The organism is Pseudomonas sp., from assembly GCF_040514055.1.
In the GTDB taxonomy this organism is placed as follows: domain Bacteria; phylum Pseudomonadota; class Gammaproteobacteria; order Pseudomonadales; family Pseudomonadaceae; genus Aquipseudomonas.
On record NZ_JBEVDL010000027.1, the window covers coordinates 1 to 4,322 of the forward strand.

The following is a 4,322-nucleotide window of genomic DNA, read 5'->3' on the forward strand; positions in this document are numbered from 1 at the left end:
TCCACCACAAGGCACAACCGATCAACGACGCCAGGAGGATGCCGCCGACAAAGCCTTCCACCGTCTTGGACGGCGACAGGTTGGGGGCGATCTTGCGTTTGCCGAACAGTTTTCCGCAGACGTACTGCAGGACATCCGACATCTGCACCACGATCACCAGGTAGGCGATCAACAGCAGGTTTCGCCCTTCATAGCCGGCGATATCCAGGGTCAGCAGGGCGGGTACGTGGGACACACAGAACACCGCGATCATCAGGCCCCATTGGACTTTCGAGGCGCGCTCGAGAAAGTGCGTGCTGTCGCCGCCCAGGGACGCGAGGATCGGCAGGAGCAGGAACACGTACACCGGAATGAAGATCGAAAACAGCCCGTACCAGTCGTAGTAGATGAGCAGGTACTGCAGCGGCAGTGCCAGGTAGAACGCGGCCACCAGTGCCGGGTAGTCGCTGCGGCGGGTCGGCGTGAGGGTCATGAATTCGCGCAGGGCATAGAAAGACACGGTGTAGAACAACAGGATCACCGCCGTGGTGCCGAGCCAGAATGCGATTCCGATCACCAGCACCATGACCCACCAGGCATTGATCCGGGCGTTGAGGTTGTCGATCACCGGGTTCGCCGTGCCGCCCGCGCGCCGCTTGAGAATGAAACCGATCACCGAGGCCAGCAGCAGAAACGCGCCAATCCCGCCAAACAACATCAGGGTTTGTCTGTCCATGTCAGGCTTGCTCCTCGGCCAGGCTCAACAGCGCGTCGCGGCTGCGTTCGAGAAATTGCGCCTTGGTTTCTTCTTCGCCAAGGGCCAGGGCGGCGCCAAAGCTGATGGTGCATAACAGCGGCAGCGGCAGGACGCGGCCTTTGGGCATGACGCGGTTGAGGTTGGCGATCCACACCGGAATCAATTGCGCCTGTGGATACGCTTTTGCCAGGTGGTACAGCCCGCTTTTGAACGGCAGCAGGCCCTCCTCGGGGTTGCGTGTGCCTTCAGGGAAAATAATCAGCGAATCGCCGTTTTCCAGGGCATCGAGCATCGGTTGCAAGGGGTTGTAGTCGGTCTCCTTGCGTTCACGGTCGACCATTACGCCATTGAACACCCGGTTGATGATGTAGCGGCGCAGCGGGCTTTTGAGCCAGTAATCCGCGCCGGCCACCGGCCGGGTGATACTGCGCAAGGCGGGCGGCAAGGACGCCCACAACAACACGAAGTCGCCATGGCTGCTGTGGTTGGCGAAATAGATGCGCTGCACCGCCTGCGGCGCACAGCCGAGCCACAGGCTGCGGGCGCCGGTGAGCAGGCGGGCGCCCGAGATGATGAGGGTGGCAACCGCGGTTGCGAGCATGAAAACTCCTTATCCAGCAAAGGTCAGCCAGGGGCCGGCCATAATGAAAACCAGGGTCAGCAGCACTTGTGCCGCCACCAGCAATGCCTGGCGGCGTAACAACGTCAGAGCGCCAGAGATCCGTTCGTGCCAGGGACGACCGCCACGGTCGGCGGGCTGCAGGCCCAGTGCCGTCAGCGCATGGTCCAGGGCCTGGGTGCGTTCGGGAAGGTCTTGTGCACAGGCGGCCAGGTGCTGGAACAGATCGGCATCGAACGCGACCCGCAGTGCCCAGTATTTTTGCCACAGGCCCAGCACCAGCAGCGCGCCGCTGCAGGTCAACCCCCAGGTTCCCGGGCTGGCCACGACATATTGGCCCAGGCCGAGCAAGGCCCCCAGCAGCGTCAGCCCGGTAGACAGCCGGTCCAGCGAACCACCACGGCGCAACAGGCTGGCGGTCGCTTGCAGCTGCATTTCAGTGGACACAGGCGTGCTCCGTGATCATGGGTAACTGCTGCAGCACCTGCCGGTGCGCACTGCTCAGCACGATCCCCGGACGTGCACGCTGAATCAGCAGGATCGCGTCATCGACACTGGCGGCCCTGCCGCTGCGCAGCAGCCACGCGGCGACAGCCATGGCACTGCGTGAATAGCCCAGGGCGCAGCAGACCAGCAGCCGACCTTGCTGGCGCAGGCTTTCGATCGCCTCGGCCGCTGCCTGGCATTGCGCGGCGGTGGGTACCGTCAGGTCCAGTACCGGCAGCGAGCGGTAAGTGACCGAATCCGCATTCAGCGATAGCTCTGCACACAGATCGAGCACCGCCCGAAAGGGCGAGTGCTGCAGTTCCTGTCGACCTGGCAGGCGTCCGAGCCAGACGTCATCGATCACCCGGTCGGGCTGCGGGTGGCGGCGGGTCCACAGGCGCGAGTTGAGCCACGCCGCCGCGAGGTAGGGGGCCAGCAGCCAGCGTGCCGCGGGGGACAGACGTCCGTCGGCACGTTTCTGGAAACCGCGGGCATCCAGCACGGCGTAATTGAGCGCTACCAGCAACAAGGCCACCGCGGGCCAGATCAACCACAGCCACGCGCCCCTCAAGGAAAAGGCCGGGATCATGAAGGCTGCAGCACCCAAGCTGTAATACAGCGCCAGTTGCCAGCGTTTTTTATCCACAGCCAGGCGAGCACCGTGCAGAGGGCCGGGACCCTCCAGTGGCCACAACCAGACGCACAGCCAGCCGAGCAGCGCACCGGTGGGCAGGTCGACGAAATGGTGCTGGTAAGTGGTCAGCACCGACACCCCGATCAGGATGAACCAGCCATGCATCAGTCCGCGCCACAGCCCCTGCAAGTGCCGCTGGTAGCAACTCCATAACACCACCAGCAGCGCGATGTGCAGGGAGGGCGCCTGATTGAACGGCTTGTCGAAACCTGCCAGGACATCGAACAGCCAGCCGAACACGCCGTCCAGTTCGGGCCGGGCAAAGGTGAAGCGCAACGGCCAGATCAGAAAACAACTGACCGCGATCAACTGGGCGGTGATCAGGCGCAGGGCATGGCGCCTGAGTTCCAGGCGACTGGCGGGCAGCAACAGCGACAGGCCGTAGAGCAGGTCAATGGACCAGTACGGGACGATGCTCCAGGCCCAGAACGGCATCCGGGTTTCCCAGTCGAACACCAGGCTGGCGACCTCGTCCCGTTGAGTGGTGACCCAGGTGGCGAAGCCGTAGGTGGCGAAGAACAGCGGGGCCAACAGCAACAGCCAGAGCAGTGCCGGTTTCAACAGGCCGGGTTCGCGTCCGAATGGGGCATTCAGGGGCATCATTGCACCCTTTGCGCCAGGGATACGCTGAAAATGCCCCATTCATCGACCCGCATGCCGATCTTGCGAAAGCCGGCGGCGGCTACCAGTTGGTCCATTTCCGCCTGGGTACGCCGGCGCATGACCCAGGCCTGGCCTTCACGGTGACTGGTCAAGGCGCGGGCGATCAGTTCCAGCTGCGGGTGCCAGGGTTGGCCCGTGTAGACCAGATAACCACCGGGTTCCACAGCGTCGGCCAGTCCGGCGAGAGAGCCACCGACCCTCTGGTTGTCGGCGAACAGCTCGTACAGGCCGGACACCACCGCCAGGGTCGGCTTGGGATCGAGTGCGGCGAGGTCGGCGCGGTCGAAGGCATCGCCCTTGACGAATCGGGCGATGGCCTCCAGGCCTTTGTCGCGGATCAGCGCACCGCCGTCGCGCACGTTGATGTCGCTGTAGTCGCGCAACAGGATCGACTCGGGCAGCGGGTCGACACCCTGCAAGGCTTCCAGAATATAGCGCCCGTGCCCGGCGGCAATGTCGACGATGCGCACTTCGCGACTCTGATCACGCAAGTGCGCCATGGCCAGGCGCAGCAGTTCTTCGACATGCAGCTTGCGTTGGCGAATGCCGCGCCAACCGATGGAGTCCAGGTAGTTACGATCGATCAGGCGGCCAACGGCAGACGTGCCGGTGGGCGTGTTGCGGTAGACGTAGTCCAGGGTACTGCCGGAGTCGAAACCGCTGTCGAAACCCAGCTTGAGCCCGGACGACAGCCGGCTGCCGAGGCCCATGCCGGCGCGGGTCATGCGCCAGTACAGGTCACGCGGGGAATTGCGGGGCAATGGCGCGGCCAATGACTCTGATTCGGCGCAGGTCAGGCCCAGGCGGTCGGCGGCCAGCAGGGAAGGGCGGGCAGCCGGTTGTTCGAAGTTGTACAGGATAAAACGACGGACGCTGGCGACGGCAGTCTCGCGGCGTTGCTCACCCAAGGTGTCGTGGAAGAATCCCGGCAGCACATGTTTTTCCTTGTGCAGGCTGCCGAGACGCTCGAAGAACTGTTCCTGAGGTCGGCGATGCACCACGAAATCGGCGCCGGAAATCAACAGCTGCGTCGGCACCTGGATGGCCTGGGCATCGGCCACCACCCGCTCGGCAGCGTCGTAGAGGCCGAGCAGGACATTGACCGAAATCGCCTTGGTGATCAG

General features: G+C 63.9%; 5 protein-coding genes. All 5 read right to left on the reverse strand.

Annotated features, from left to right (window positions below):
* A partial coding sequence (locus ABWY06_RS07210; protein WP_353924886.1) for a phosphatidate cytidylyltransferase occupies positions 1-715 on the reverse strand: 715 nt, incomplete at its 3' end.
* Between the two features lies 1 nt (position 716).
* On the reverse strand, positions 717-1,337 hold the full coding sequence (locus ABWY06_RS07215; protein ID WP_150788437.1) for a lysophospholipid acyltransferase family protein: 621 nt from the start codon (positions 1,335-1,337) through the stop codon (positions 717-719).
* A gap of 9 nt (positions 1,338-1,346) precedes the next feature.
* Positions 1,347-1,802 (reverse strand): hypothetical protein, encoded by a 456-nt coding sequence (locus ABWY06_RS07220; RefSeq protein WP_138965222.1) that lies wholly within the window; start codon positions 1,800-1,802, stop codon positions 1,347-1,349.
* Positions 1,792-3,135: a phosphatase PAP2/dual specificity phosphatase family protein gene (locus tag ABWY06_RS07225; RefSeq protein WP_353924887.1), complete on the reverse strand. Its 1,344-nt coding sequence runs from the start codon at positions 3,133-3,135 to the stop codon at positions 1,792-1,794. Before ABWY06_RS07225 ends, ABWY06_RS07220 begins: the two co-directional genes overlap by 11 nt.
* On the reverse strand, positions 3,135-4,322 hold a 1,188-nt coding region (locus ABWY06_RS07230), incomplete at its 5' end, for a bifunctional alpha/beta hydrolase/class I SAM-dependent methyltransferase (protein ID WP_353924888.1). The genes ABWY06_RS07230 and ABWY06_RS07225, both read right to left, overlap by 1 nt.

Excerpts from the sequence above, each read along its gene's own strand:
- ABWY06_RS07215 (WP_150788437.1), bottom strand. The coding sequence starts at position 1,337 with ATGCTCGCAACCGCGGTTGCCACCCTCATCATCTCGGGCGCCCGCCTG.
- ABWY06_RS07225 (WP_353924887.1), bottom strand. The coding sequence starts at position 3,135 with ATGCCCCTGAATGCCCCATTCGGACGCGAACCCGGCCTGTTGAAACCG.